This window comes from Pseudomonas sp. PA15(2017), from assembly GCF_001945395.1.
GTDB lineage: Bacteria > Pseudomonadota > Gammaproteobacteria > Pseudomonadales > Pseudomonadaceae > Aquipseudomonas.
Map to the genome: position 1 here is coordinate 43,893 of NZ_MSXV01000025.1, position 19,468 is coordinate 63,360.

At 64.2% G+C, this 19,468-nt stretch carries 18 protein-coding genes; 9 read left to right on the forward strand and 9 right to left on the reverse strand.

Annotation, left to right across the window (positions count from 1 at the left end; all coding sequences use genetic code 11):
• Positions 1–8 precede the first annotated feature (8 nt).
• Positions 9–581, forward strand: a complete 573-nt coding sequence (efp, locus tag BVH03_RS09240) for an elongation factor P (protein ID WP_013791768.1) — start codon at positions 9–11, stop codon at positions 579–581.
• An 89-nt stretch (positions 582–670) separates the two neighbouring features.
• Here the strand turns inward: efp and BVH03_RS09245 are convergent, their stop codons facing one another.
• From BVH03_RS09245 to BVH03_RS09255, 3 genes are all read right to left on the reverse strand, one after another.
• A complete protein-coding gene (locus BVH03_RS09245; protein ID WP_075960883.1) occupies positions 671–1,228 on the reverse strand; it encodes a Smr/MutS family protein in 558 nt (185 codons plus the stop codon).
• A gap of 46 nt (positions 1,229–1,274) precedes the next feature.
• A complete protein-coding gene (locus BVH03_RS09250; RefSeq protein ID WP_075960884.1) occupies positions 1,275–1,595 on the reverse strand; it encodes a hypothetical protein in 321 nt (106 codons plus the stop codon).
• Positions 1,596–1,672: 77 nt separating this feature from the next.
• Positions 1,673–2,272 (reverse strand): cysteine hydrolase family protein, encoded by a 600-nt coding sequence (locus BVH03_RS09255; protein ID WP_070888226.1) that lies wholly within the window; start codon positions 2,270–2,272, stop codon positions 1,673–1,675.
• A 236-nt stretch (positions 2,273–2,508) separates the two neighbouring features.
• Between BVH03_RS09255 and prmB the strand changes: the two genes are divergently transcribed.
• Positions 2,509–3,414 carry a 50S ribosomal protein L3 N(5)-glutamine methyltransferase gene (prmB, locus tag BVH03_RS09260; protein WP_256574664.1) on the forward strand — a complete coding sequence of 302 codons (906 nt, stop codon included), beginning with the start codon at positions 2,509–2,511 and terminating at the stop codon, positions 3,412–3,414.
• Positions 3,415–3,625: 211 nt separating this feature from the next.
• On the opposite strand, the gene cobF is transcribed toward prmB, so the two are convergent.
• From cobF to phhA, 5 genes are all read right to left on the reverse strand, one after another.
• Positions 3,626–4,390, reverse strand: coding sequence for a precorrin-6A synthase (deacetylating) (gene cobF / locus BVH03_RS09265; RefSeq protein ID WP_075960886.1), 765 nt, complete (start codon positions 4,388–4,390; stop codon positions 3,626–3,628).
• A 170-nt stretch (positions 4,391–4,560) separates the two neighbouring features.
• Positions 4,561–6,822, reverse strand: coding sequence for a glucosylglycerol-phosphate synthase (gene ggpS, locus BVH03_RS09270; RefSeq protein ID WP_075960887.1), 2,262 nt, complete (start codon positions 6,820–6,822; stop codon positions 4,561–4,563).
• Between the two features lie 88 nt (positions 6,823–6,910).
• Complete coding sequence (locus BVH03_RS09275; RefSeq protein WP_075960888.1) at positions 6,911–8,200, reverse strand: MFS transporter; 1,290 nt, start codon at positions 8,198–8,200, stop codon at positions 6,911–6,913.
• A gap of 191 nt (positions 8,201–8,391) precedes the next feature.
• Positions 8,392–8,748, reverse strand: a complete 357-nt coding sequence (locus tag BVH03_RS09280; RefSeq protein WP_075960889.1) for a 4a-hydroxytetrahydrobiopterin dehydratase — start codon at positions 8,746–8,748, stop codon at positions 8,392–8,394.
• A gap of 106 nt (positions 8,749–8,854) precedes the next feature.
• Positions 8,855–9,661, reverse strand: a complete 807-nt coding sequence (gene phhA / locus BVH03_RS09285; RefSeq protein WP_256574662.1) for a phenylalanine 4-monooxygenase — start codon at positions 9,659–9,661, stop codon at positions 8,855–8,857.
• A 193-nt stretch (positions 9,662–9,854) separates the two neighbouring features.
• On the opposite strand from phhA, the gene BVH03_RS09290 reads away from it, so the two are divergent.
• The gene (locus BVH03_RS09290; protein WP_075960891.1) at positions 9,855–11,405 is read left to right on the forward strand and encodes a sigma-54-dependent transcriptional regulator; all 1,551 of its coding nucleotides are present in this window, start codon (positions 9,855–9,857) and stop codon (positions 11,403–11,405) included.
• A gap of 39 nt (positions 11,406–11,444) precedes the next feature.
• Here the strand turns inward: BVH03_RS09290 and BVH03_RS09295 are convergent, their stop codons facing one another.
• Positions 11,445–12,332, reverse strand: a complete 888-nt coding sequence (locus tag BVH03_RS09295) for a LysR substrate-binding domain-containing protein (protein ID WP_075960892.1) — start codon at positions 12,330–12,332, stop codon at positions 11,445–11,447.
• Positions 12,333–12,460: 128 nt separating this feature from the next.
• Between BVH03_RS09295 and BVH03_RS09300 the strand changes: the two genes are divergently transcribed.
• The 6 genes from BVH03_RS09300 to BVH03_RS09325 all read left to right on the forward strand — a co-directional run bounded on the left by BVH03_RS09300 (position 12,461) and on the right by BVH03_RS09325 (position 19,224).
• Positions 12,461–13,288: a MaoC family dehydratase N-terminal domain-containing protein gene (locus BVH03_RS09300; RefSeq protein WP_075960893.1), complete on the forward strand. Its 828-nt coding sequence runs from the start codon at positions 12,461–12,463 to the stop codon at positions 13,286–13,288.
• 75 nt (positions 13,289–13,363) lie between these two features.
• On the forward strand, positions 13,364–14,527 hold the full coding sequence (locus BVH03_RS09305) for an acyl-CoA dehydrogenase family protein (RefSeq protein ID WP_075960894.1): 1,164 nt from the start codon (positions 13,364–13,366) through the stop codon (positions 14,525–14,527).
• A gap of 10 nt (positions 14,528–14,537) precedes the next feature.
• Entirely contained in the window at positions 14,538–15,887 is a 1,350-nt protein-coding gene (locus tag BVH03_RS09310) for an MmgE/PrpD family protein (protein WP_075960895.1), read from the forward strand.
• 14 nt (positions 15,888–15,901) lie between these two features.
• Positions 15,902–17,104 carry a CaiB/BaiF CoA-transferase family protein gene (locus BVH03_RS09315; protein WP_075960896.1) on the forward strand — a complete coding sequence of 401 codons (1,203 nt, stop codon included), beginning with the start codon at positions 15,902–15,904 and terminating at the stop codon, positions 17,102–17,104.
• Positions 17,105–17,265: 161 nt separating this feature from the next.
• On the forward strand, positions 17,266–18,090 hold the full coding sequence (locus BVH03_RS09320) for a CoA ester lyase (protein WP_075960897.1): 825 nt from the start codon (positions 17,266–17,268) through the stop codon (positions 18,088–18,090).
• A 132-nt stretch (positions 18,091–18,222) separates the two neighbouring features.
• Positions 18,223–19,224 carry a TRAP transporter substrate-binding protein gene (locus BVH03_RS09325; protein ID WP_075960898.1) on the forward strand — a complete coding sequence of 334 codons (1,002 nt, stop codon included), beginning with the start codon at positions 18,223–18,225 and terminating at the stop codon, positions 19,222–19,224.
• The last annotated feature ends 244 nt before the right edge of the window (positions 19,225–19,468 follow it).

Below are 19,468 nucleotides of genomic sequence, written 5' to 3' on the forward strand. Positions count from 1 at the left end.
ATATTCGTATGAAAACCGCACAAGAAATGAAGCCTAACAGCGTGGCCCTGATCGACGGCCAGCCATGGCTGATCCAGAAGGCCGAGTTCACCAAGTCCGGTCGTAACAGCGCCATCGTCAAGATGAAGCTGAAGAACCTGATCAACGGCTCCAAGACCGAAACCGTCTACAAAGCCGACGACAAGATGGAGCCGGTCATCCTTGAGCGCAAGGAAGTGAACCTGTCCTACATCAGTGGCGACGACTACGTGTTCATGGACCCGGAGTACAACTCCTACGAGCTGCGCGCCGAAGACCTGGAAAGCGTCCTGCCGTTCATCGAAGAAGGCATGAACGACGTCTGCGAAGCCGTGTTCTTCGAAGGCAAGGTCATTTCCGTCGACCTGCCGACCACCATCGTGCGTCAGTTGGCCTACACCGAAGGTTCTGCCCGTGGCGACACTTCCGGCAAGGTGATGAAGCCTGCCAAACTGAACAACGGCACCGAAGTGAAGGTTGCCGACTTCTGCGAAATCGGCGACTGGATCGAGATCGATACCCGCACCGGCGAATACAAGTCCCGCGCCAAAGCGCCGGCCTGATTCAGCTCTGCGCTGTATTGAAAAACCCGGCCTGCGCCGGGTTTTTTATGCGCTGGAATCAGCGCTTCATGGGGAGGGCGGTCGAGTGATCACTCGTCACGGCCATCCATCATGGTGCGCTTGAGCATCACGTAGACCGCCCCTGTACCGCCGTGCTTGGCCACGCAGGAAGCGAAGCCCAGTACCTGCGGATGCTGGCGTAGCCAGGTGTTCACGTGGCTCTTGATCATCGGCTTGCGGCCATCGGTGCGTACCGCCTTGCCGTGGGTGACCCGCACGCAGCGAATCTCCAGCTTGGTGGCTTCGGCGAGAAACTCCCAGAGGGTATCGCGGGCTTTCTCGACGCTCATGCCGTGCAGGTCGAGGCTGCCGTCGAAGGGAATCTGGCCGAGCTTGAGCTTGCGCATCTGGCCGTCCTGCACGCCGTTGCCCGCCCAGAAGAGGGCGTCTTCTGCGCCGACGTCGATGACGAACTGATCGGACAGGCCATCGACCTTGATGGTGTCGGTACGCTGCGTGGCTGCCTGGCGCAAGGTGGCCAGGCGCGCCCGATCGCTCTTTGGCTTACCGGTGTCGGCACGATCATGTCTGATCGGCTTCACGCCTTGCAGCTGGGCTTTGAACAGGGAAAGGTCGTCGTCTTGCATGGGGCCTCCGCACGGGCGCCCAGTTTAACAAGCAGCGCAGGGCGGGTCAGTCGCGTTTCTTCATCAGGTGCGGAGACATAGACAGGTCGGCCTTGCGCTGACGCATGCGCCGGCGCGATTTGCGCCAACCCACCACGCCGCCCCAGAACAGCAACAACCCGAGCACCAGCAGCACGCTGGCGTCGGTGGTCGAGTCATTGAAGTTGCCCAGTGCCGGCGGGCGGCCCAGCAGGGTCGATGCGCCCGCCATCAGCAGCAGAATGCCGAATACCGCGAACAGTGCCGTCAGCGCCGCGGCAAAACGCAACCGCCAGCTGAACGAGCGTCTTGGGCGAAGGCTGGTACTGAAACCGTCTGTTTGCTTCATGCGCTGATTCCTTGAAGGATCCTCTCGCTATGACTGGCAGTGTAGTAGCGGGTTCAACCGATGAGGCGCGCACAAGCTCAAAGTAGCGCGTTGGCGTCCGGCACCCAGGCGGCGAAGTTGTCGGCCAGGGCGATCATTTCCACGCGGTGCATGTCGGCGGCACTGATCACCTTGCCATCAGGCGTTGGCAGGTCGCGGGTGGCGCAGGCGGCGTCGACCACGGTACAGCGGTAGCCGTAGTCCTTGGTGGCGCGGATGGTGGTGCTGATGCTCGAGTGAGTCATGAAACCGCAGACGATCAGGTCCAGGTGGCCGAGGGACTGCAGCTTCTCGTGCAGTTCGGTGCCGGAAAAGGCATTCGGCATGCGCTTCTCGACGACGATTTCACCGGGCAGCGGCGCCACTTCCGGCAGGTGATCGCCACGCGGGCCGCGTGGGTCGAGGAGACCACCGGGAATGCCCAGGTGCTTGATGTGTACGATGGCGCCGCCCTGGGCACGCACCGCGTCGAGCAACTTGGCGATCTCCACCAGCGCGGCATCGAGGCCGGGCAGTTGCACCACGCCGCTGCGGTACTCTTCCTGGGCATCGATGACCAGCAGGGTCGCATTGCTCAGGCTGGCGGGGGCATGGCCACGGCCGGTGAGCTGATAGAACGTTTGCGGGTGGGACGACATGTACGACTCCTTGCTGGCGCGGTTAACGGTGCATATTGTCCGCCTCTATGACGCCGCTGTGAACCTCTCTGTTGGTTGTATTGCTGCGTTGCAGCGCAGCGGTGCCAGGAGAATCGTTTCAGCTCACTGGCGCAGCGACACGACAATCTCCCTCCGGTGCGCTGGAATGCCGGTGCCGGCCTGCTAGACTTATGCCTTTTACCCGGAGCCCTGTCGTGACCGATGCCCGCCCAGCCCTGAATACCCGCCTGCGCACCCTGCGTGACTACATTCGTTGGGCGGTGAGCCGTTTTCAGGCCGAAGAGCTGTTCTTCGGGCACGGCACCGACAACGCCTGGGACGAAGCCCGGCAACTGGTGCTCGGCGCGCTGCACCTGCCCTGGGAAATCGCCGACGGCTATCTCGATTGTCGCCTGGAAGACGAAGAACACCTGCATCTGCAAAGCCTGCTCAAGCGCCGTATCGAAGATCGCGTGCCCACCGCCTACCTGCTGGGCGAAGCCTGGTTCTGCGGTTTGCCATTCATCGTCGACGAGCGGGTGCTGGTGCCACGCTCACCGATCGGCGAGTTGATCGAGCAGCGTTTCAGTCCCTGGCTGGCCGGCGAGCCCGCGCGGATTCTCGATCTGTGCACCGGCTCGGGCTGCATCGGCATCGCCTGCGCCTACGAATTCCTCGACGCCGAAGTGGTGCTTGGTGACCTGTCCTTCGAGGCGCTGGAAGTGGCCAATCGCAATATCGAGCGTCATGGTCTCGAGGAGCGCGTCTACACCGTGCAAGGCGACGGCTTCGCCGGCCTGCCGGGGCAGCGCTTCGACCTGATCGTCTCCAACCCGCCGTATGTGGATGCCGAGGATTTCGCCGATATGCCGGCCGAGTATCAGCACGAGCCGGAAATGGGTCTGGCCTGTGGTGATGATGGCCTGGACCTTGTGCGTCGGATGCTCGCCGAAGCGGCCGATCACCTGACCGAGAAAGGCTTGCTGATCGTCGAGGTGGGCAACAGCCAGGTGCACGTCGAAGCACTGTACCCGGAAGTGGATTTCGCCTGGCTGGACTTCGCCCGCGGTGGCCACGGCGTGTTCATGCTCTCGGCCGAGCAGTGCCGTGAGCACCAGGCGCTGTTTCGCGAGCGCTGCTGAGGCGAATCTTCTTGATCGGCCAGCTAACAAAAGTCGCCTGACCGGCCGCTACGTGGCGGGAGCGGACATCGGCGGGGTATTTGTGGGAACGGGCCATGCCCGCGAAAAATCACGGGCATGGCCCGTTCCCACAAGTAAAGCAACGATATCCGCTTCTGCCTCGAACAGCCAAGCGACAGGCTGCAGACGGTCGATATCCTCGAGTCCGCGATCAGGCCTCGCGCCCGCCACGGCGCAGCAGATAACTGTCCATGATCCAGCCGTTGGCCTCACGCGCGGCCGCGCGGGTCGTGGCGATCTGCTCGGCCACTTCGGCCAGCCTGCCGGCGATCAGGATCTCGTCCGGCGTGCCGACGTAGGCGCCCCAGTAGATGTGCAGGTCTTCGTCGATCACCTGGCGATAGCTGTCCTGGGCGTCGAGCATCACCACCACGCTGTCCACGCCCTTCGGCCAGCCCTCGCGTAGGCGACGCCCAGTGGTGATCTGCACGGCGCGGCCGATCTGGTTGAGGGGAATGCGGTGGCGTGCGGTGAGGGCCTGTACGCTGGTGATGCCGGGGATCACTTCGTAGGCGAGGGGCCGGCCGCCAGCGATAACGCCATCGAGAATGCGGATGGTACTGTCGTACAGCGACGGATCGCCCCAGACCAGAAAGGCGCCGGTTTCGCCCTCTTGCAGCTGGCCGAGCAATTGCTCGAACACCGCCTGCTTGTTGCGGTTGAGGCTGTCGATGCTGGCGTCGTAGTTCGCCACGTCACGCTCGCGCTCCGGGTTGGTGGCCTCCAGCACGCGGTACTGGCGGCCCGGCGCGATATAGCGATCGAGGATCAGGCGGCGCAGGGCGATCAGCTTATCCTTGGCCTCGCCCTTGTCGAGGATGAAGAACACGTCGGCGCGGTTGAGGGCGTTGATCGCCTGGGTGGTGAGGTAATCGGGGTCACCGGCGCCGATACCGATGATCAGGATGTTGTTCATGCTGCGTGTCTCGTACTTGCGATGGCGCGCAGCATATCAGGTGCAAGCCGTTGTCTGCCGCGAAGGGCAGGGTTGCGCAATCTCCTACGGGAACAGTGCTTGTGGGAGGGCGCCATGCGCCCGAAAAGCTTCGCGGGCATGGCCCGCTCCCACAGATATATTGCCTTGGCTCAGCCCGCAGCCAGCTTCAGCACCGTCTCGGCTTCCGGCTCGACCACGCCAGCCAGGAACTCGTCACCCCAGCGACGGATGTCGTTGTAGCTGACGATATCGAACAGCTCGCGCAGCCGGGCACGGGCTTCGGCCTTGGGCATGTTCAGCGCCAGGTAGCAGGTTTGCGCCAGGTCGGCGGTGTCATGGGGGTTGGTCAGCAGCGCGCCCTTGAGCTCGGCGGCGGCGCCGGCGAACTCCGACAGCGCCAGCACGCCCTGGCCGTTGGTCAGCCCCTGGGTGGCGATGAATTCCTTGGCTACCAGGTTGAGGCCGTCGCGCAGCGGGGTGATCCACATCACGTCGGCCATGGCGTACCAGGCCACCACCTCATCGAACGGGAAGCTGCGGAAGAAGAACTGCACGGGCGTCCAGCCGACCCGGGCGAAGCGGCCGTTGATGCGCCCCACCGCCTGTTCGATCTGCGACTGCAGTTCGTCGTAGATGGTCATCTCGCGCGCTGCCGGTACGCAGATGCTGACCAGGGTGATTTTCTTGTGCAGCTCCGGGTTGTCGGCCAGCAGGCGCTCGTAGGCCTGCAGTTTCTCCAGGATGCCCTTGGTGTAATCCAGGCGTTCGACCGACAGAATCAGCTTGATGCCGCTCAGCTCCTCGCGCAGGTTGGCCATCTGCTCGCGGGTCTTGTCCTGGGCCAGGGCGTTGCGCACGCGATCGATATCCAGGCCGACCGGATGGGCGCCGAGCTTGACCACGCGGCTGCCGGTATCTACCGCGGTGGTCATGCGCTCCAAACCAACGGCGCAGCCGTAAGTGACGAAGCGCGGCGCGCAGTTCTGCCGGCTGACGGTCTGCAGCGGTGTGACGCCACGGGCCACGTCGACGAAATTCTCCACCTGACGCGGGATATGAAAGCCGATGTAGTCGCACTGCAGCAGGCTGCCGATGATCTGCCGGCGCCACGGCAGCACGTTGAACACGTCGGCCGACGGAAAGTAGGTGTGGTGAAAGAAGGCGATGCGCAGGTCCGGGCGCAGCTCGCGCAGGTAGCCTGGCACCATCCACAGGTTGTAATCGTGCAGCCACACTACGGCGCCTTCCGCGGCTTCCTTGGCGGTGCGCTCGGCGAACGCGCGGTTGACCTTGAGAAACACCTGCCAGTCGTCCTCGTCGAAGCGCGCGCGCTCCCAGAAGGTGTGCAGCGTCGGCCAGAACGCTTCCTTGGAGAAGCGCTTGTAGAAGATGTCGACTTCCCGCTTGCTCAGCGCCACCCGGGCGGCAGTGAGCTTCGGATAGCGTTCGGCATCCACGGTGGTGTGGGTTTCGAACGGCTCGTCGGCGCCTTCGTCGACGGCCCAGGCGACCCAGGAGCCTGGCCGCGAGTCGCCAAAGAAACTCATCAGGGTCGGGATGATGCCGTTGGGGGAAGTCGGGCGGCGACGCTGCACCTTGCCATCCGCGCCGCGATGTTCCTCGTAGGGCAGGCGGTGATAGACCATCACCAGCTCGGCGCGCCCCGGTTTGGTGGCAGTGCGTTTTTCGGCGGCGATGCCATGCTCGCCAAGAAAACCGAAGTGTACGAAGGCCTGCAGAATGCCGCCGCAGCCCGAGCGGTCCGCATGCAGGATCCACGACTGATGCTCGGTGGCCTTGATCAGGTTGGGCTCGGACTCGCCCACGCAAACGCCCTTGTAGGTGCCGTCGAGCATGTTCAGGTCATTCAGGGTGTCGCCACAGGCCAGCACCTCGCCGTCGTCGAGCTCGAGCCAGTCGACCAGCGCCTTTAGGCTGGTGCCCTTGTTGACGCCTTTGGGCAGAAAGTCGAGGTAGCGATCCGCGGAATACAGCAGATCGCAACCTAGCGTTTCTGCGGCCTGGGCCAGGGCCGGATTGGCGGCCTGTTCGGGCGTGCAGAAGTACGAGCAGCGGCGCGCCTGAGGCACGTCCTGGCGTTCCAGGCCGAAGCCTTCCAGTGCCTGGGCGACCTGGCTTTCGCCGGGCCAATGGGCGTCGACCTGGCCCTGTAGCTGCTGGATCGGTTGCAGGCTGTCGCCGTGCACGAAGGTAGCGCCGACGTCGGCGATGATGAAGTCCGGTTGCGGCAGAGTGGGGTCGGCCAGCAACGGTAGGACCGCTTCGAGGCTGCGCCCGGTGACGTAAGCCAGCTGGATTTCCGGGTGGGCGGCGATGGTCTGGTAGAGGCTCAGGCGGTCCTCGGGATCACCGGCCAGAAAGGTTCCATCGAGATCGGTAGCAAGTAGCATGGGCTGTCTCCCTGTCAAAACGCCGGCATCGACCGGCGAGCAAAGCGGGCACCTTGGTGGCGCCTCTGTTATGTAGGCGAGCGTGTGCCTACGACGAAGTGGTAACGGGCTCCCGCTCGTCACCGGTTTGATCGTTGTCCGAATCGATGTCATCCGCAGACGGCGGGGCATCTGGCATGAGCTCCAGCACGGTGTGGCTGGTGCGCAGCATCGGCACGAAGTGCGCCTGTTCACCGGCGACCAGGTCGCTGACGTGACGCAGACGATAGAAGGTGTAGGCCGCCAACAAACCCAGGGTGGCGGCGAAGTACAGCGGCAACGCCGCCGCCCCGCTGTATTGCATGAGCAGGCCGGCGAGCAGCGGGCCGCATACCGAGCCGATGCCGTTGACCATCAGCAGGCTGCTGGAGCCGGAGAGGATTTCGTCGCTGTGCAGCTGGTCGATCAGCTGCGCCACGGCGATGGGGTAGATGGCGAACGACAGCCCGCCGAACAGGAACATCAATCCCAGCAACGGACGGCCAGCGGGCAGCAGGCTCATTACTAGGGCGACGATGACCGCCGCGCTGACCACCCAGAACAGCACCCAGCGCCGGTCATGGGTATCGGAAAAACGCCCGATTGGCCATTGCAGCAGCGCGCCACCGAGAATGGTCGCGCTCATCATCAGGCCGACCCCGGCAGCGTCGAAGCCGTTGAGGCTGGCGTACACCGGCGCCATACCCCAGAACGCACCCAATGCCAGGCCGGAAAGGCCGGCCGCGGCGATCGACAGCGGCGCGATGCCGACGATGGCGCGCAGGTTGGTGTGCAAGGTATCGGGCACGTTCGGCTGCGCCTGGCGGGTCAGCGTGATGGGCATCAGCGCCGCGCTGATCAGCATCGCTGCCAGGGCGAACAGCAGGAAATCGGTCGGCTCGGCAAGGTTCAGCAGTTGCTGGGCGGCCGCCAGGGCGCCGAGGTTGACCGCCATGTACACGGCGAACATCTGCCCGCGTTTGTCGTTGGGCACCTGGGCGTTTAGCCAGCTTTCGATGACCATGTACAGGCTGACCAACGCCAGGCCGTAGAGCACCCGCAAGCCGAGCCATACCCAGGGGGCGACGATCAGCACATGGAGCAGGGCGGTAATGGCGGCCAGGGCGGCGCAGAACGAGAAGGCACGGATATGCCCAACGCGATGCACAAGCGGAATCGCCAGCCAGGTGCCGAGCAGGAAACCGACGAAGTACCCGGACATGATCAGGCCGAGCATCCCGGTGGAGTAGCCTTCGGCGACGCCACGCAGAGTCAGTAGGGTGTTGAGCAGACCGTTGCCGAGGAGGAGTAACGCGACCCCACCCAGCAACGAGCTGATAGGGGCAATCAAGGACCACATGGCGAACAACCCTAGGGAACTATGCCGGTGATGGCAAGCAGGAAGCGCGCCAGTGATCTCTGAGGTTGTTCAGTATCTTCTTGATATTTAGGGTTTATTTTTACCGACGAACGGTACCTCCATTTTTTGCAGCAGTGAAAGGCACCAGCTCGGTGCGCACGCGAGCGCGTTTTTCCCTTTTGCGGGGCATTTCACTTGCGCCCTTCGGCCGTCTCTGCCAGCTCGTCGGTACGTGCTGCCATGACGAAATCGTTGCGGTGCAGGCTCTTGATCGAGTGGCTCCACCAGGTGACGGTGACTTTGCCCCATTCGGTGAGCAGCGACGGGTGATGGTTCTCCGTCTCGGCGATCTCGCCCACCGCATTGGTGAAGGTCAGCGCGTGTTTGAAAGTACGAAAGGCGTAGGCGCGCTCGAGCTGCATCACGCCATCGCGAACCTGGATGTTCCAGTCCGGGATTTCCTTGATCAGCTGCGCCAGTTCGGCCTCGCTGACTTTGGGCGCATCGGCGCTACAGGCTTCGCAAGTGGCTTTGGACAGTGCGGTCATGGGGTTCCTCGAGTTCACAGGTGGTAGATGAGCATCTGACGGCAGCGCCCAACTTGGGCTTTTTTAACGCGGGAGCGCCGACGCGCAGCAGATCATGAGCAGGTTATCAGGCCGCCTTGGGTGGAAATTTCGGTGCGTGCAAGCCGAGCACCATGGCCTGCTGCACCAGGCTCATGATGTCCTGCTGCGCCAGGGCGAACAGCCGTTGCAGGTCCGGCAGCACGAAGTACAGCGGTTGCAGAATGTCGATGCGATAGGGGGTGCGCATCGCCTCAACGGGATCGAACGGCTGGTGCTCGGGCTCGGCGGATAGACAATACACCGCCTCCCTGGGCGAGGAGAGAATGCCACCACCGTAAATGCGTCGGCCGACGGGCGTGTCGACCAGGCCGAACTCGATGGTCATCCAGTACAGGCGCGCCAGGAATACCCGCTCCTGTGGGCTGGCAGCCAGCCCCAGGCGGCCGTAGGTATGGGTGAATTCGGCGAACCAGGGATCGGTCAGCAGCGGGCAGTGGCCAAAGATTTCGTGAAAGATGTCCGGCTCTTGCAGGTAATCCAGATCGGCTTCGGTGCGGATAAAGGTGGCCACCGGAAACTGTTTCTTGGCGAGCAGCTCGAAGAAGCGCTGAAAGGGAATCAGCGCCGGCACCTGGGCGACCTGCCAGCCGGTGCTGGCCAGCAGCACGCGATTGATGTCCGGCAATTGCGGAATCCGGTCGCGGGGCAGAGCGAGCTTGTCGATACCGTCCAGGTACGCCTGGCAGGCGCGGGGTTCGATCACCTCGAGTTGGCGCTCGATGAGCGTCTGCCAGGTGTGATGCTCGACCTCGCTGTAGTTAATGAAGCCGTTCGCGTCAGGCTGCCTGGCAACGTACTGGCTGGCTTTCATCTTGGCGATCTCCCTGCACATCCGCTCTGGTCGCGGCTGGCCTGAGCATGCCCCAGGCCTGCGCGCCTTGCGCGGCTGCGCGCGACCGGTGCGGGCGGGTGGATGGCGGTTTTCGTAAAGAAAGCATTACGTCATGCGCGAAAGCCTGTTCCTGGCTCGGCGGCTTGCTCTAGACTGGCAAGAAACCTTGACGAAAATAACAAGAGCGACCGTCATGCGTATCAAGATCCACTGCCAGAACCGCGTGGGCATCCTGCGCGACATTCTCGAACTGCTGGTCGACTACGGCATCAATGTCGCCCGCGGCGAGGTCGGTGGCGAGCAGGGCAACGCCGTCTACCTGCATTGTCCAAACCTGATCAACCTGCAATTCCAGGCTTTGCGCGCCAAGTTCGAAGCCATCACCGGTGTATTCGGTGTCAAGCGCGTGGGGCTGATGCCCAGCGAGCGCCACCACCTGGAACTCAATGCCTTGCTCGGCGCTCTGGAGTTTCCGGTGTTGTCCGTCGACATGGGCGGCAGCATCGTCGCCGCCAACCGAGCCGCGGCAGCCTTGCTTGGCGTGCGCGTGGACGAGGTGCCAGGCATCGCGCTTTCACGCTATATCGAGGATTTCGACTTGCCGGAACTGGTGCGCGCCAATCGCTCGCGCATCAATGGGCTGCGGGTGAAGGTCTGCGGCGATGTGTTTCTCGCCGACATCGCGCCGCTGCAGAGCGAACACGGCGACAGCGAAGCCATGGCTGGTGCGGTGTTGACCTTGCACCGTGCCGACCGCGTCGGCGAGCGTATCTATCAGGTGCGCAAGCAGGAGCTGCGCGGCTTCGACAGCATCTTCCAGAGCTCGAAAATGATGGCCGCCGTAGTGCGCGAGGCACGGCGCATGGCGCCACTGGATGCACCGCTGCTGATCGAAGGTGAAACCGGCACCGGCAAGGAACTGCTGGCCCGGGCCTGCCACCTGGCCAGCCCACGCGGCCAGTCGCCATTTATGGCCCTGAATTGCGCGGGTTTGCCGGAGTCGATGGCCGAGACCGAGCTGTTCGGCTACGGCCCCGGCGCCTTCGAGGGCGCCCGCGCCGAAGGCAAGCTGGGCCTGCTGGAGCTGACCGCAGGCGGCACGCTGTTTCTCGATGGCGTTGGCGAAATGAGCCCGCGGCTGCAGGCCAAGCTGTTGCGCTTTCTGCAGGACGGCTGCTTTCGACGGGTCGGCAGCGACGAGGAGGTCTACCTGGACGTGCGGGTGACCTGCGCCACCCAGGTCGACCTTTCCGAGCTGTGCGCTCGCGGCGAATTCCGGGAAGACCTTTACCACCGTCTCAATGTCTTGAGCCTGCACATCCCGCCGCTGCGTGAATGCCTGGATGGCCTGCAGCCCCTGGCCGAGCATTTTCTCGACCGCGCCAGCCGACAGATCGGCTGCCCGCTACCAGGTCTGGCACCGGCCGCGCTGGAGAAACTGGGCCGTTATCACTGGCCGGGTAACGTCAGGCAGCTGGAGAACGTGCTGTTTCAGGCGGTGTCGTTATGCGAGGGTGCGGTGGTGAAGCCCGAGCACATTCGCCTGCCGGGCTACGGTGCGGCGCAGCCGCTGGGCGACTTCTCGCTGGACGGCGGGCTGGACGCCATCGTCGGGCGTTTCGAAAGGGCTGTGCTGGAGCGCCTGCACGGCGAATTTCCCAGTAGCCGCCTGCTGGGCAAGCGCCTGGGCGTATCCCATACCACCATCGCCAACAAGTTGCGTGAGCATGGGCTGGGCAAGTGACGCTGAAACCGTCGTAAATTGCGGAGACGCTACTGGATATCAAGCTTCCGGCAGCAGCGTGGCGATCAACGCCCGCACGCTGCCGGGCAGTGCTTCGAGGTCGCGCACCAGCATGCTGCGCTCGCGGATCGCCCAGGGCTCTTCCAGTTCGATGGTGCGTAGCTTCATGGTGCGGCGGTGCCGGCTGGCGGCGGACTCGGGAATGATGCCGATGCCGACGTTGGCTTCGACCATGCGGCAGATGGCTTCGAAGCTCGACATCTGGATTCGCAGTGACAGGGTGCCGCCCAGGGTCTCGACATGTTCACGCAGAAAGGTCAGCAGGGTACTGCCGTCGTGCAGGCCGATGTGCTGATACTGCAGGGTGTTGTTCAGGCTAACGCGCTCGCAGCCGGCCAGCGGATGGCCGTCCGGCACCACCAGCACCAGGCGGTCGGTGCTGAAGTGCAGCACCTGCAGGCCGGCTGCTTCCACCGGGCCGGCGATGATGCCCAGGTCGGCACCGCCATCAAGTACGCCACGGACGATATCGCGGCTCAGGCGCTCCTGCAGGTCAACCGTCACGCCGGGCCGGCTGGCGAGAAAGCCTGCGAGGATCTCCGGCAGGAATTCGGTTACCGCCGTGGTGTTGGCGAAGATGCGGATATGCCCGGCCGCGTCGCTGCCGTATTCGGTGAACTCGCTTTTCAGGTAATCGACCTGGCGCATGATCAGTCGCGCGTGCTGCAGCAGACGCTGGCCGGCTGGCGTCAGCTCTACGCCGCGGCTGTCGCGGTATAGCAGACGAGTGTCCAGCTGGCCCTCCAGCGCCTTGATACGGGCGCTGGCTGCCGCCGGCGACAGGGACGCTCGGCGTGCGCCCTGGGTCAGGCTGGGCGATTCGGCGATATGAATGAAGAGGCGCAAATCCGGCAGGTCGAAGTGCATGGCGGCTCTGGGGCGAGTTGAAAAATGGCGTTCAGCATAGCCGAACGCCGGTTTAAATAAATGCGGATTCTCGGAACGTTCATCGGATTGCATGCTGCCTGCACTCCAAGAACAAGCCGGGATCGACCATGAGTGACTCTGCCTTCGCTGCCTGGATTGGCCGCACTGAAGAAGCCCACGACCAACTGAGCCGCAACCTGGTCAAACGCATCGCCGCGACCCTGGGTGAGGACACGCCCGCCCATGGCGAGGCGCTGCCGCCGCTCTGGCACTGGGCCTTCTTCCAGGAGCCCATCGCCGAAAGCGGCCTGGGCGGTGACGGACACCCGGCTCGCGGTGGTTTTCTGCCGCCAGCGGACAACCGCAATCGCATGTGGGCCGGCGGTCGCGTCGAATTCATCGCGCCCCTGCGCGTCGGCGGCGAAGCGACCCGGGTCTCGACCATCAAGCACATTGAGGAAAAGCACGGGCGCACCGGCGCGCTGCTGTTCGTCACCGTGCAGCACGACTACCTGCAGGATGGTGACCTGGCGATCCGCGAGGAGCAGGACATCGTCTACCGCGAGCCGAGCCCACCCAAGGGTGGCGCCGGCGAAGCGCTGCCAGCCGGTGACTGGCGCGAAGGCGTGGTGCCGAGCCCGACCCTGCTGTTTCGCTATAGCGCGGTGACCTTCAATGGCCATCGCATCCATTACGACTGGCCCTACGTCACCGAAGCCGAAGGTTACGCCGGCCTGGTGGTGCACGGCCCGCTGATCGCCACCCTGAACCTGCGCGCGTTCTGCCGCGCCCAGCCCCAGGCGCGGCTGCGCCGTTTCGCCTATCGCGGCTTGCGCCCGCTGCTCGCACCCGAACCTTTCGAGGTGGCCGGGCGAATCGATGAGCCGGGCAAGGCGCAGTTGTGGGCGGGTAATGCTGCGGGCATGGCCCAGCAGGCCGAAGTGGAATTCGAATGATTGAGCCGAGGGTGGATCACGCCTCACCGATCCACCGATAAGGGCCGCGAAAACAACAAGAATCGAGGAATCAAGATGACCCCGGAACAGAGCGAAGAGCTGAATTTCATCCGCGAAGGCGTACGTGGCCTGTGCGCCGAATTCCCAGCCGAATACTGGCGCAAGATCGACGAGGAGAAGAGCTTCCCCGAGGCCTTCGTCGGCGCCATGACCGAAGCCGGCTGGCTGTCGGCGATGATCCCGGAAGAATACGGCGGCTCCGGCCTGGGTCTGGCCGAGGCGTCGGTGATCCTCGAGGAAGTGAACCGCTGCGGCGGCAACTCCGGCACCATCCACGGGCAGATGTACAACATGTTCACCCTGCTGCGTAACGGCAGTGACGCGCAGAAAAGCTACTACCTGCCCAAGCTGGCCAGCGGCGAGCTGCGCCTGCAATCCATGGGCGTGACCGAACCGACCACCGGCACCGACACCACCAAGATCAAGACCACCGCCGTGCGCCAGGGCGACAAGTACGTGATCAACGGCCAGAAGGTGTGGATCTCGCGCATCCAGCACTCCGACCTGATGATCCTGCTGGCGCGCACCACGCCGCTGGCCGAGGTGAAGAAGAAATCCGAAGGCATGTCGATCTTCCTGGTCGACCTGCGCGAGGCCATCGGCAACGGCCTGACCGTGCAACCGATCGCCAACATGGTCAACCACGAGACCAACGAGCTGTTCTTCGACAACCTGGAAATTCCAGCCAGCAGCCTGATCGGCGAGGAGGGCAAGGGCTTTCGCTACATCCTCGATGGCCTGAACGCCGAGCGTACGTTGATCGCTGCCGAATGCATCGGCGACGGTCGTTGGTTCATCGACAAGGCCAGCGCCTACGCCCGTGATCGCGTGGTGTTCGGCCGGCCCATCGGCCAGAACCAGGGCGTGCAGTTCCCCATCGCCAAGGCCCACATCGAAGTGGAGGCCGCCGACCTGATGCGCTGGCGCGCCTGCGAGCAATACGACCGCGGCGAGAACGCCGGGGCCAGCGCCAACATGGCCAAGTACCTGGCGGCGGAAGCCTCCTGGGCGGCGGCCAACGCCTGCCTGCAGACCCACGGTGGCTTCGGCTTCGCCAACGAATACGACGTCGAGCGCAAGTTCCGCGAGACCCGCCTGTACCAGGTGGCGCCGATCTCCACCAACCTGATCATGTCCTACGTGGCCGAGCACTTGCTCGAGCTGCCGCGTAGCTTTTGAGGAGCCTGTCATGAGCCATACCCAAGCCTTGGCAAGTTTCCTCGCCGAGTTGCGTTACGACGATCTGCCTGACTACGTGCTCAATCGCACCGAAGACCTGTTCCTCGACTGGCTCGGCTCGGCCCTGGCCAGTGAAGGTGCGCGACCGATCCCGCTGTTCGAGGCCTACGCGCAGAAGATGGGCCCGGCCGATGGCCCGGCGCGCATCCTGGTCAACGGACGCGGCACCTCGGCGTACTTCGCCGCGCTGGTCAACGGCGCCTCGTCCCATCTGGTGGAGCAGGACGACCTGCACAACAGTTCGGTGCTGCACCCCGCCACCGTGGTGTTCCCGGCGGCCCTGGCAGCCGCGCAGGACCTCGGCAAGCCCGGCCGCGAACTGTTGCTGGCCTCGGTCGCCGGCTACGAGGCGGGCATTCGCATCGGCGAATTCCTCGGCCGCTCGCACTACCGCATCTTCCACACCACGGCGACGGTCGGCACCCTGGCCGCCGCCGTGGCCGTGGGCAAGTTGCTGAACTTCGACCACAAGCAGTTCGTTCACCTGCTCGGCAATGCCGGCACCCAGGCCGCCGGGCTGTGGGAGTTCCTGCGTGACGCCGCCGACTCCAAGCAACTGCACACCGCCAAGGCCGCCGCCGACGGCCTGCTGGCCGCGTACTTCACCGCCCAGGGCCTGAGCGGTGCGCAGAACATTCTCGAGGGCGAGCAGGGTATGGCCGCCGGCATGTCCAGTGATGCCAACCCGGGTAAGTTGTCCGATCGCCTCGGCAGCCGCTGGGCGCTGGTCGAAACCTCGTTCAAGTTCCATGCCTCCTGCCGCCATACCCATCCGGCCGCCGATGCGCTGCTCGATCTGATGCAGCGCGAACGCCTGCGCCATGGCGATATCGCCAAGGTCATCACCCATGTGCACCAGGGCGCCATCGACGTGCTCGGTCGCGTGGTGGTACCGCAGACCGTGCACCAGGCCAAGTTTTCCATGGGCACGGTGCTCGGCCTGATCGCCGTGCATGGCAAGGCGCAGCTCACCGAGTTCGAGAACCTGTCGCTCACCGATGACGATGTCGCCGAGTTTCGCGACAAGGTCAGCATGCGCCTCGACCCCGAGGTGGACGGCGCTTATCCGGCGCGCTGGCTGGGACGGGTCGAGGTGGTCACCACCGACGGTCGAACCCTGCATGGCGCCATCGACGAGCCCAAGGGCGATCCGGGCAACACCCTCTGCCGCACGGAGCTGGAAGACAAGTTCCGCCGTTTGCTGGCCTTTGCCGGCAAACGCGGCAGCGATGAGGCGGGCGAGCTGATCGCCAGGGTCTGGCGCCTGCGCGAGACCGACGACCTGAGCAACCTGGCCTGACCGAGGACGCGCACATGAACAACGCACAACAACCCCGGCCACTGGACGGCGTCACCGTGGTCAGCCTGGAACACGCCATCGCCGCGCCGTTCTGCACCCGCCAGCTCGCCGACATGGGCGCCCGGGTGATCAAGGTCGAGCGGCCCGGCAGCGGCGACTTCGCCCGTGGCTACGACGAGCGCGTCAACGGCCTGGCCTCGCACTTCGTGTGGACCAACCGTTCCAAGGAAAGCCTGACCCTGGACCTCAAGCAGGACGACGCCAGCGACGTGCTCGACAGCCTGCTGGCCAAGGCCGATGTGCTGGTGCAGAACCTCGCGCCGGGTGCGGCGGCACGCATGGGCTTGTCGTTCGACAAGCTGCATGCGCGGTTTCCGAAGCTGATCGTCTGTGACATCTCCGGCTACGGCGAGGGTGGCAGCTACGAGAAGAAAAAGGCCTATGACCTGCTGATCCAGAGCGAGGGCGGCTTTCTGTCGGTGACCGGCGGCGCGGGTGACGACCAACTGGCCAAGGCCGGTTGCTCCATCGCCGATATCGCCGCTGGCATGTATGCCTATAGCAATATCCTTTCGGCCCTGCTGCTGCGCGGCAAGACCGGATTGGGCAGCCGCATCGACGTGAGCATGCTCGAGAGCCTGGTCGAGTGGATGGGTTATCCCCTGTATTACGCGTACGACGGTGCCACGCCGCCGCCGCGTGCCGGGGCCGCCCACTCGACCATCTATCCCTACGGCCCGTTTCCCGCCGGTGATGGCGGGACGGTGATGCTCGGCCTGCAGAACGAGCGGGAGTGGCAGGCGTTCTGCGAGCGGGTGCTGTTGCAGCCCGAGCTGGCAGGCGACGAGCGTTTTTCGGCCAACTTCAAGCGTTCGGCCAACCGCGAGGTGCTGCGCGGCATCATCGTCGAGACCTTTGCGGCGCTGAGCGCCGAGCAGGTCATCGAGCGGCTGGAGCAGGCGCAGATCGCCAATGCCCACGTCAATGACATGGCTGGGGTCTGGGCTCATCCGCAGCTCAAGGCCCGCGACCGCTGGCGCCAGGTCGACAGCCCCGGCGGCAGCTTGCCGGCGTTGCTGCCGCCGGGCAGCAACAGCGCCTTCGCCCCGCGGATGGATGCGGTGCCCGCGCTGGGTGAGCACACCGACGCGTTGCTGGCCGAGCTGGGGTACAGCGATGCAGCGATAGCGGGCCTGAAGGTGAGTGGGGCGGTTTGAGAGCTGTTCGCGACAGGTCGTGCGTGGCCCATCCCCGTGCAATGGTGCCGCCCTCAATTGGTGGGCTAAAGCCCACCCTACGGCAGATCTGCGCGAATTGTAGGGTGGGCTTCAGCCCACCATTTACCAATTAACGAATTTCACGTCAGGAACCCGATGCCATGACGACCTCCATCATCCGTACCGCGCTGTTCGTTCCCGCCTCACGACCTGAGCGTATTGCCAAGGCCCTGGCCAGCGGCGCTGATGCGGTCATCGTCGACCTAGAAGATGCGGTGCAGGAAAGCCTCAAGATCGAAGCGCGCGACAACCTTGGCCGCTTCCTTACCGACAATCCCGAAGCACGCCTGCTGGTGCGTATCAACTCGCCAGAGCACGCCGGCCATGCTGAGGACATCGCGTTGTGCCTGCGCCACAGCGGCGTCATCGGTGTACTGCTGCCCAAGGTGGAAAGCGCTGCCCAGGTGGCCCGCGTCGCAGAGGCCGGCAAGCCGGTCTGGCCGATCATCGAAAGCGCCCGTGGCCTGCACAAGCTGCCGGCCATCGCCGCGTCTCCAGGCGTCGAACGCTTGTCCTTCGGCGGCCTGGACCTGGGCCTCGATCTTGGCCTGAACAGCGGTACCGCGGCGGCCGAGCGCCTGCTCGATCAGGCCCGCTACGCGATCTTATTGCACAGCCGCCTGGCCAATCTGGCGGCGCCGCTCGATAGCGTGTTTCCGGCTATTCAGGATCAGGCCGGCCTTGACCGCGCCAGCCGCGACGCCGGCAACATGGGCTTCGGCGGCCTGCTGTGCATCCACCCCAGCCAGGTTGCCGTGGTGCATCAGGCCCTGGCGCCCTCGGCAGAGGAACTCGATTGGGCGCGCCGGGTGCTGCAGGCCGGCGAGGACGGTGACGGGGTGTTCGTGGTCGACGGCCAGATGGTCGACGCGCCGGTGGTCGGGCGCGCCCGGCGCATCGTCGCACGGGCCGGCGACACCGGTTGACCCATTGGGCCGCGTTCGGCACTGCCGAACGCGGCTTTGCACAATCACGAATTCCGCGCCAACCGTGGCGCGTTGTAAACAGGCAACAGGCTCGTTCACTACCTACCTACAAAAACAAGATGAGGTACACCCATGCTCAAGCTTTCTCTCAAGGCGCTGGTCTGCGCTGTCGCCGTCTCCGTAGCCGGGGGGGCACACGCTGCCGACTCGGCGCCCATCAGCATCAAGTTCGCCCACGTCGTTGCCGAACACACGCCCAAGGGGCAGGGCGCCTTGATGTTCAAGAAGCTGGCCGAAGAGCGCCTGCCGGGTCGGGTCAAGGTCGAGGTCTACCCGAACTCGTCGCTGTTCGGCGATGGCAAGGAGATGGAGGCGCTGCTGCTCGGTGACGTGCAGTTGCTGGCGCCGTCGTTGGCCAAGTTCGAGCACTACGCCAAGCCGATCCAGATCTTTGATCTGCCGTTCCTGTTCGACAACATGGCGGCGGTCGACCGTTTCCAGGCCAGTGAGCAGGGCAAGGCGCTGCTGACCAGCATGGAAGGCAAGGGCATCACCGGCCTGGCCTACTGGCACAACGGCCTCAAGCAGCTGTCTTCGAACAAGGCGATGCACGAACCCAAGGATGCCCGCGGCCTGAAATTCCGCGTACAAGCTTCCGCGGTGCTCGACGAACAGTTCAAGGTGCTGCGCGCCGCGCCGCGCAAGATGAGCTTCGCCGAGGTCTATCAGGGCCTGCAGACCGGCGTGGTCAACGGCACCGAGAACACCTGGTCGAACTATTTCAGCCAGAAGGTCCATGAGGTGCAGCCGTTCTTCACCGAATCCAACCACGGCCTGATCGACTACATGGTGATCACCAACACCAAGTTCTGGAAAGGCCTGCCGGATGACGTGCGCAGCGAACTGGACAAGATCATGGTCGAGGTCACCGCCGAGGTGAACCGCCAGGCCGACGACCTCAACAAGGAAGCTCGCGCGGCCATCGTCAAGGCCGGCACCAGCGAGATCATCGAGCTGACCCCCGAGCAGCGCGAGAAATGGCGCGAAGCCATGCGCCCGGTTTGGAAGAAGTTCGAAGGCGAGATCGGTGCCGACCTGATCAAAGCAGCCGAGGCGTCCAATCAGGCGCAGTGATTACCGCTTGATCCTGCGACATCAAAGGCCGCATCCAATCAAGGATGCGGCCTTCTTCGTATCTGCATACTCATAGGCGATTTCCCGGGTATCGCTGCGCTTAACCCAGGCTACGTAACTGCGCCATCGCCGTGGGTCATGCCGACCCGGAAGCACCGGTCAATCGACTGATCAGCGAGCGCTTGGCGCTGGGCGCGTTCTGCACGTTGGTGGAGTGAGCAGGGAAGCGCGACCAGAGAATAGC

Coding starts and splice junctions, on each gene's coding strand:
- efp (WP_013791768.1), top strand. CDS start 9: ATGAAAACCGCACAAGAAATGAAGCCTAACAGCGTGGCCCTGATCGAC.
- BVH03_RS09245 (WP_075960883.1), bottom strand. CDS start 1,228: ATGCAAGACGACGACCTTTCCCTGTTCAAAGCCCAGCTGCAAGGCGTG.
- BVH03_RS09250 (WP_075960884.1), bottom strand. CDS start 1,595: ATGAAGCAAACAGACGGTTTCAGTACCAGCCTTCGCCCAAGACGCTCG.
- BVH03_RS09255 (WP_070888226.1), bottom strand. CDS start 2,272: ATGTCGTCCCACCCGCAAACGTTCTATCAGCTCACCGGCCGTGGCCAT.
- cobF (WP_075960886.1), bottom strand. CDS start 4,390: ATGAACAACATCCTGATCATCGGTATCGGCGCCGGTGACCCCGATTAC.
- ggpS (WP_075960887.1), bottom strand. CDS start 6,822: ATGCTACTTGCTACCGATCTCGATGGAACCTTTCTGGCCGGTGATCCC.
- BVH03_RS09275 (WP_075960888.1), bottom strand. CDS start 8,200: ATGTGGTCCTTGATTGCCCCTATCAGCTCGTTGCTGGGTGGGGTCGCG.
- BVH03_RS09280 (WP_075960889.1), bottom strand. CDS start 8,748: ATGACCGCACTGTCCAAAGCCACTTGCGAAGCCTGTAGCGCCGATGCG.
- phhA (WP_256574662.1), bottom strand. CDS start 9,661: ATGTGCAGGGAGATCGCCAAGATGAAAGCCAGCCAGTACGTTGCCAGG.
- BVH03_RS09290 (WP_075960891.1), top strand. CDS start 9,855: ATGCGTATCAAGATCCACTGCCAGAACCGCGTGGGCATCCTGCGCGAC.
- BVH03_RS09295 (WP_075960892.1), bottom strand. CDS start 12,332: ATGCACTTCGACCTGCCGGATTTGCGCCTCTTCATTCATATCGCCGAA.
- BVH03_RS09300 (WP_075960893.1), top strand. CDS start 12,461: ATGAGTGACTCTGCCTTCGCTGCCTGGATTGGCCGCACTGAAGAAGCC.
- BVH03_RS09305 (WP_075960894.1), top strand. CDS start 13,364: ATGACCCCGGAACAGAGCGAAGAGCTGAATTTCATCCGCGAAGGCGTA.
- BVH03_RS09310 (WP_075960895.1), top strand. CDS start 14,538: ATGAGCCATACCCAAGCCTTGGCAAGTTTCCTCGCCGAGTTGCGTTAC.
- BVH03_RS09315 (WP_075960896.1), top strand. CDS start 15,902: ATGAACAACGCACAACAACCCCGGCCACTGGACGGCGTCACCGTGGTC.
- BVH03_RS09320 (WP_075960897.1), top strand. CDS start 17,266: ATGACGACCTCCATCATCCGTACCGCGCTGTTCGTTCCCGCCTCACGA.
- BVH03_RS09325 (WP_075960898.1), top strand. CDS start 18,223: ATGCTCAAGCTTTCTCTCAAGGCGCTGGTCTGCGCTGTCGCCGTCTCC.